At 72.9% G+C, this 7,024-nt stretch carries 6 protein-coding genes, 1 tRNA gene and 1 pseudogene; 2 read left to right on the top strand and 6 right to left on the bottom strand.

All coding sequences use genetic code 11. The features are described 5' to 3' along the window. From AVP42_RS07995 to AVP42_RS07970, 6 genes are all read right to left on the bottom strand, one after another. Window positions 1-1,073: serine/threonine-protein kinase (locus AVP42_RS07995; RefSeq protein WP_157356763.1), on the bottom strand; the 1,073-nt coding region annotated here is incomplete at its 3' end. Next, window positions 1,073-2,302: an FHA domain-containing protein gene (locus AVP42_RS07990; RefSeq protein ID WP_067947863.1), complete on the bottom strand. Its 1,230-nt coding sequence runs from the start codon at window positions 2,300-2,302 to the stop codon at window positions 1,073-1,075. The genes AVP42_RS07990 and AVP42_RS07995, both read right to left, overlap by 1 nt. Continuing rightward, window positions 2,283-3,086 carry a PP2C family serine/threonine-protein phosphatase gene (locus AVP42_RS07985; RefSeq protein ID WP_231878579.1) on the bottom strand — a complete coding sequence of 268 codons (804 nt, stop codon included), beginning with the start codon at window positions 3,084-3,086 and terminating at the stop codon, window positions 2,283-2,285. Before AVP42_RS07985 ends, AVP42_RS07990 begins: the two co-directional genes overlap by 20 nt. Window positions 3,087-3,287: 201 nt before the next feature. After that, window positions 3,288-4,346, bottom strand: a complete 1,059-nt coding sequence (locus tag AVP42_RS07980) for a TerC family protein (protein WP_067947861.1) — start codon at window positions 4,344-4,346, stop codon at window positions 3,288-3,290. A gap of 292 nt (window positions 4,347-4,638) precedes the next feature. Then, window positions 4,639-4,714 (bottom strand) — tRNA-Glu (locus AVP42_RS07975). 75 nt (window positions 4,715-4,789) lie between these two features. After that, the gene (locus AVP42_RS07970; protein ID WP_067947859.1) at window positions 4,790-5,695 is read right to left on the bottom strand and encodes a diacylglycerol kinase family protein; all 906 of its coding nucleotides are present in this window, start codon (window positions 5,693-5,695) and stop codon (window positions 4,790-4,792) included. 60 nt (window positions 5,696-5,755) lie between these two features. Here AVP42_RS07970 and AVP42_RS07965 point away from each other — a divergent pair, with 60 nt between their 5' ends. Continuing rightward, window positions 5,756-6,400, top strand: coding sequence for an MBL fold metallo-hydrolase (locus AVP42_RS07965; protein ID WP_067947857.1), 645 nt, complete (start codon window positions 5,756-5,758; stop codon window positions 6,398-6,400). A 307-nt stretch (window positions 6,401-6,707) separates the two neighbouring features. After that, window positions 6,708-7,024: pseudogene (locus AVP42_RS07960) on the top strand (hypothetical protein); the annotation flags it as partial.

Genomic DNA, 7,024 nt, shown 5'->3' with positions numbered 1-7,024 from the left:
GACCAGGGGCCGACCGGCGCCGCCGGCGCGTCGGCCTGCACGACGCGGACCGAGCGTGCGCGCGTCGCCGCCTCGGCGTCCGGGTCGGGCGCGACCTCGCTCGCGACGTCCGTCGCCTCGGCGTCGGACGGCGCGGCCGCCGGAATCGCGGGCACCTCGATCCCCGTCACCGAGTACCCCAGCTCGAGCTCGATGCGCTGCAGCGCGCGGCCGAACTCGACCGCGCTCTGGTAGCGGTCCTCGCGTCGCGGGGCCATGCCGGTGGCGAGGACGGCCTGCAGGGTCGGCGGCACGTCGTCGCGGTCGATCGGCGTGACCCGGCCGCGTTCGATCCGGCCGATGAGGTCGAGCGGGCCGTTCGACCGACCCGGGACCTCGAACGGGGTGCGCCCGGCGAGCAGGGTGTGCACGGTCGCGGCGAGCGCGAACACGTCGCTCCGGGTGTCGGGGCGCGGGTCGTCCTCGAACAGTTCCGGCGGGGACCACGGCACGCTCATGCCGACCGCGGCGCGGTCGGACCCCGTGCCGGAGCCCGTCGCCGCGGGGTCGGCGGTGAACGACATGGTGTGGACGGGCAGGTCGCCCTCGAGGTCGGAGGAGATCCCGAAGTCGCTGAGCGCGGGCCAGCCGTAGTCGTTGGTGAGCACGTTGGCGGGCTTGATGTCGCGGTGCAGGATCCCGGCGGCATGCGCGGTCGCGACGGCGCCCGACAGGCGGATGCCGGTGCGAAGCGCGTCCTCGACGGTGAGCGGCTGCCGCTTGTAGCGCTCCGACAGGCTGGGGCCCGAGCAGTACTCCATGACGAAGTACGGCCGGCCGTCGGCCGAGACGTCGGCGTGGAAGATCGTCACGATGAACGGGTGCGCCGAGAGTCGCGCCATCAGGTTCGCCTCGGCGACGAACTGCGCGCGCGTGCCCTGGTCGATGTCGTCGGCGAGCAGCACCTTGACCGCGACCTTCCGGCGCGGGAGCTTCTGCTCGTAGAGGAACACGTCGGCGAACCCGCCGGAGCCGAGCAGCCCGAGCGGCGTGTAGCCGGGCAGGTCCGGCGGCGACGAGGGCGTGCGGCGCATCAGCGCACCACCACCTGGATCGACCAGCCGCCGCCGAGGTCGATCACGGTCTCCGGCAGCACGGGCGTGGGCTCGGACGGCCGCAACCGCATGGGCGGCTGTCCCGGAGCGACCACGTGCGTGCCGTTGCGCGACTCGAGGTCGGTCACGACCGCCGTGCCGCCCTCGACCGCGACCCGGAGGTGCGTGCGGGAGATGTCCGGGTCGCCCGCGCCGACCACCACGGGGCGCGGCACGCGCGAACCGGTGACCCGCCCGATCGCGGGAGCGCGGCCGAGGAGGAGTTCGCCCGTGATCGGCTCGAACGACCCGTCGGGCATGCGCAGCGCGAGCCGGTCGTCGGCTCGACCGGAACGCGGTGGCTGCGCGGCGACGGCCGCGGCGCGGTCGGCGTCGCGCGCCTCCCTGAGCTGGCGGATGTCGGCGGCCGCGACGGTGAGCCCGTCGTGGTCGCCGAGCACGGGAGCGTCGGTGAGGCCGGGCGGCGGCACGATCGTCGTGTCTCCGGAGGACACCTCGATGCGGGGGCGCTCGGTTCGCGAGAATCCCACGACGGTGTCCTCGTCGGGCACCATCGTCCGCTCGTCGGGGACGTCGGCGGCGCGCTGGGACGTCGCCGGCACCGGCTCGATCCGGACCGTCGGCGGTGGCGCGGCGGGCCCCGGCGCCGCAGGCTCCGGTGACGCAGGCTCCGACTCGGCGGGCTCCGGCGCAGCGACCTCCGGCGCCGCAGGCTCCGGTGACGCAGGCTCCGACTCGGCGGGCTCCGGCGCAGCGACCTCCGGCGCCGCGGTCCGAGCGGCGGCGCCCGGCCAGTCGACGACGGATGCCGCCACGACGCCCTCGACGATCGGCAGCACGGGTCCCGCGGCATCCGCCGAATCCCCGGCGACCGTCACGCGGACGTCGGGCGCGCCGTCGAAGGCGCGCTCGCTCCACGTGGACACGCCCGCGCCGGAGACCGTGTCGGCTCCGACCTCGACGGTCAGGGGGCCGCGAGCGACCACGCGCACCGACCCGCGTTCGCGGACCACGAGGGCGAAGCCCGGGGCCGACGTCACCCCGCCGGCGGTGAGCCGGTCGAGGACGACGGCCGCGGCATCCGCTGCACCGAGCGCCGGCCACAGCCCCACGAGATCGTCGGCACGGTCGGCCGGGAGCACGAGCAGCGCATCGGCCCGCAGCGCGGCCAGCCAGCCGCCGCTCGGGTCACGCCGGTAGTCCGCCACCCTGATCCCCCGCTCCCCTGGGCCACGTCTGCTCCGCCGCGCGCGGGAGCGCGTCATCGCGGTCCCGCGTCGCCTCGTCGTCATCGGCCGCGTCGCCGCCCAGGTCGGACTCGACGACCACCGCCGTCACGTTGTCGCGCGCACCCGCCGCGAGCGCCGCCTCGACGAGCTCTCCGGCAAGCCCGGCGGCGTGCGCCGATCCGCCGGTGAGGATCTCCGCGATCGCCTCGTCGCCGACCTCCTTCGAGAGGCCGTCGGAGCAGAGCAGGAACACCTGCCGCCCCGCCGCGGGGATGAGCCAGACGTCGGGCTCGACCACGTCGTCGGCGCCGACGGCGCGGGTGATCACGTTGCGATCGGGGTGCCGCTCGGCGTCGTCGGCGTGCAGCAGGCCGGCGTCGACCATCTCCTGCACGGCGGAGTGGTCGACCGTGACCTGCTCGAGGCGGCGGCCGTCCCACAGGTACACGCGGGAGTCGCCCACGTTGAAGACCATCCAGTGCACGCCGCGGCCGTCGCCCGCGTCGACCAGCGCGATGCCCGCGACGGTCGTGCCGGCGACCGCCGTGCCCTCGTCGCCCTCGGTCGAGAGCGACCGGACGACCTCGTTCGAGCTGTGGATGGCATCGAGCACCTGCTCGGGCCGCGACGGGGCGCCGGTGTCGAGGTGGCGGCGGAACGTGTCGACCACCGCCCGGCTCGCGGCATCCCCCCGCGCGTGCCCGCCCATGCCGTCGGCGACGACGTACACGGGCGCGTGGGCGAGGAGGGCGTCCTCGTTCACCGACCTGACGCGGCCGACGTGCGTTCGTGCACTGTGTGCGATGCGCGCGGATCCGCTCGGGATCTCGACGACACCGCTGCCATCAGACGTCACTGGCTGGGTCCTCTCTGCGGGGTAGGGGCGGCGCGGAGGCGCGGGTGGCTCAACGGTAGCAAGCCCTCGGCGACCGTCGTGCGCGGCGACCGCCGATCGAGGCGGGCGTCAGCGCTCGACGCGGGACTCGTCGCGCTCGGCCCGGTCGCCCTCCTCGGTGAAGTGCGGGATCTCCTCGCCGAGGGTGTGGCCACGGCGGCGCGCGTCGAGGTTCGCCTTCGCGACGCTCGCCACGGTGGCGACGACCATCGCGGCCACGATGACGCCGAGCGAGGCCCACGTCGAGATCTCCGGCGCCCACTCGATGTGCTCGCCGCCGTTGATGAAGGGGAGCTCGTTCTCATGCATGGCGTGGAGGACCAGCTTCACGCCGATGAACCCGAGGATGAACGCGATCCCGTACTTGAGGTACTCGAGGCGCTCGAGGAGCCCGCCGAGGAGGAAGTACAGCTGGCGGAGGCCCATCAGGGCGAACACGTTGGCCGTGAACACGATGAACGGGCTCTGCGTGATGCCGAAGATCGCCGGGATCGAGTCGAGGGCGAAGATGAGGTCGGTCGTGCCGATCGCCACGAACACGATGAGCATCGGCGTGAAGAACCGACGGCCGTCGATCGTGGTGCGCAGCTTGATGCCGTCGTAGTCGTTCGTGATCGCGAGCCGGCGACGCAGGATGCGGATGAGGAACGTGTCGCCGCCCTCCTCCTCGTGGTCGCCGAACGCCTGGTTGTACGCGGTCCAGAGCAGGAACGCGCCGAAGATGTAGAACACCCAGCTGAAGTTCTCGATGAGCTGGGCACCGAGCAGGATGAAGATGCCGCGCAGGATCAGCGCCAGGATGATGCCGACCATGAGCACCTCCTGCTGGTACTTCCTCGGCACCGCGAACCTGGCCATGATGATGACGAACACGAACAGGTTGTCGATCGACAGGCTGTACTCGGTGAGCCAGCCCGCGAGGAACTGCGCACCGTGCTCGGCGTCGCCGATGACGAACATGAGGCCGGCGAAGATCAGGGCGAGCACGATGTAGAACACGACCCAGAGGGTCGACTCCCGGAACGAGGGCACGTGCGGCCGCTTGATCACGAGCAGCAGGTCGGCGACCAGGATCAGCGTCAGCACGACGAGCGAGCCGACTTCGAACCAGACGGGCAATGCGGTCACGTGACGCCTTTCGGGAGGTGTGCGATCGGGTGCGACGGAGATCCGAAAGTCTCTCCCGGCAGCACGTGCGTGCGCCGCCACGCCCGGAGCGGCGTCGACGGCGCTCGTATTGACGATCGTGGCCCGAGGCGCGAAGCCCCGGCGGGATACTCCCCTTCGCTCGGACGAGTCTAGCGGGCGTCGGGCGAGCCCGCGCCGGGACCGTCCGAACCCGGTGCACCGGTGCCGACGAATGCCACCGTGCCGGGAAACGACGAACGCCCCCGCATGCTGCGAGGGCGTTCGACGGTCGTGGTGACCCCAGCGGGATTTGAACCCGCGCTACCGCCGTGAGAGGGCGGCGTCCTAGGCCGCTAAACGATGGGGCCTCGTTGACGACTTGAAGAGTATGGCACACGTCTCCGGCGCATTCCAAATCGAGCGGATGGCACCGGCCGGCGCCCTCAGACGAACACGGCGAGCGCCCCGGGAACGGCCTCCACCTCCACCGGAAGCGACCCCAACCGCTCGCCGTCGGCGTAGGCGACGATGCCCTCGCCCTCGATGCGCACACGGCGCGCGGGCGCGAACTCGACGGCGGGGTGGTTGACGTGTTCCCCCGCGAACACGCGCGGGAACACGCTGAGCAGCCCGACCCGCGACAGCGGATGCACGACGAACACGTCGAGCAGGCCGTCCGAGAGATCCGCGTGCGGGACGATGCGCATGCCGCCGCCCAGCGACGGGGTGTTCGCCACCGACACCAGCATGGCCGACTGCTCGCGCGGGGAGCCGTCCAGCGTCAGCCGGTACCGCAGCGGGCGGAACGTGGCGAGCTCGCGCAGGAGCGCGAGCGTGTAGCGGCTCGGACCTCGCGGCCGCGTCATCCGGTTGGCTCGCTCGTTGACGACCGCGTCGAATCCCGCCGACAGCACGCACGCGAACCAGGTGCTGAGCTCGCCGTGGCGGGCGAGGCCCAGATCGACCACCTGGGGCGGGCGGGCGAGCGCCTCGACGAGGGCCTCGACGGCCGCCTCGGGGTCGTCGTGCGGCAGCCCGAGGGCCCGGGCCAGGTCGTTCCCCGTGCCGGCCGCGATGACGCCGAGCGGGACGCCGGTCCGCGCGACGATGTTGACGCCGAGCGACACCATGCCGTCGCCGCCCACGACGACGAGGCCGTCGGTTCCCTGCTCGAACGCCGACTGGGTCTCACGTCGCAGCAGCTCGAAGTTCGCCTCCCGCAGCAGCGTCACCTCGTACCCGGCATCGGCGAGGCGTCGCGCGGCGGCCGGGCCGACCGCGCGGTTGCGTCCGAACGACGCGGACGGATTCACTGCGAGCAGCAGTCGCCGGGGGGAACGGTGACTCATGGTGCGATTGTGGCAGCCCGACCGGTTGCACGACGTGCGCACACGGTGTTGGCTCGAACTATGCGCGTCACGAAGCTGGAACACGCCGCCCTCGTCGTCGAGCACTCCGGCGACCGCCTGTTCGTCGACCCGGGCAAGTTCACGACGCCGATCACCGAGGCGTCCGGCGCGCGTGCCGTGGTGATCACCCACCTGCACGACGACCACTGGACGCCGGAGCAGCTCGGCCGCATCCGCGACCGCAGCCCCGACGTGCGCCTGCTCGGCCCGGAGGGCGTGGTCCGGGCCGCCGGCGAGGCGGGCATCGAGGTCGAGCTCGTCGAGCCCGGCGACGAGGTCGAGGTGGGGCCGTTCCGGCTGCGGTTCTTCGGCGGGCGCCACGCCGTGATCCACGACTCGATCCCGGTGATCGACAACGTCGGGGTGCTCGTGAACGACGCCCTCTACTACGCGGGCGACTCGTTCGCGATTCCCGAGGGCGTCGACGTCGACGTGCTCGCCGCCCCCGCCGGGGCGCCGTGGATGAAGATCGCCGAGTCCATGGACTACGTGATGGCCGTGAAGCCGCGTCGTGCGTTCCCCACGCACGAGATGGTGCTCTCGCGAGCGGGCAAGTCGCTGTCCAATGCACGCCTTCAGTGGGCGACCGAACAGGGCGGCGGCGAGTATCTCGCGCTCGAACCGGGCGACTCGTTCGATCTCTGAACGCCCGGCGGATGCCGCGGCCCGGCGTCGGCCCCCGGCTGTGGCGGGGCGACAACGGGAGGCCTCGCGCCGCCACCTCGCGTTGGAGGGAAGCTCCCGACTTCGGCGCTGTCCGTTGACGGAACCGCAGTCCGCCTGACAGATTCGGGCCACTTTCGACGCGACGTCGCGCCGGAGTCGCGACGATGCGACCCCTCGGCCGGTGCTCGCTCGGAATCACCGGCGCCCCCGCACCTCCCGCGCGCCGGGTGTCCTGCACCGCACCCGAACCTCGGCGCGTCGTCGCGCCCGGAACACAGGAGCCTCAATGACGAGAACCGACCCTGCCGTGCACCGCCATGGGATCGGCGTGCGCATCGCCGCCGTCGCCGTGACCGTGGCGCTCATCGCGCTCGCGGCGTTCTTCCTGCTCACGACGAACACCATCTCCGCGGGCGCGGCACGCCTGTCCGACGGCGCGGGACTCGCCGGGGAGGGCTCGGCGGAACTCGCCGCCGGCGCCGAGCGGATCGCCGACGGATCCGGCGAACTCCGTGACGGAGCGGCCGCCGCCGCCGACGGCGCCGACCGGGTCTCCGCGGGCGCGACCTCGGCCGCGGCCGGTGCCGAGCGCCTCGAGACGGG

Origin of the sequence: Agromyces sp. NDB4Y10 (assembly GCF_001620055.1) — a bacterium.
In the GTDB taxonomy this organism is placed as follows: Bacteria; Actinomycetota; Actinomycetes; order Actinomycetales; family Microbacteriaceae; genus Agromyces; species Agromyces indicus.
Note: the sequence above shows the minus strand (reverse complement) of the source record. Positions and strands in the feature narration are given on the sequence as shown.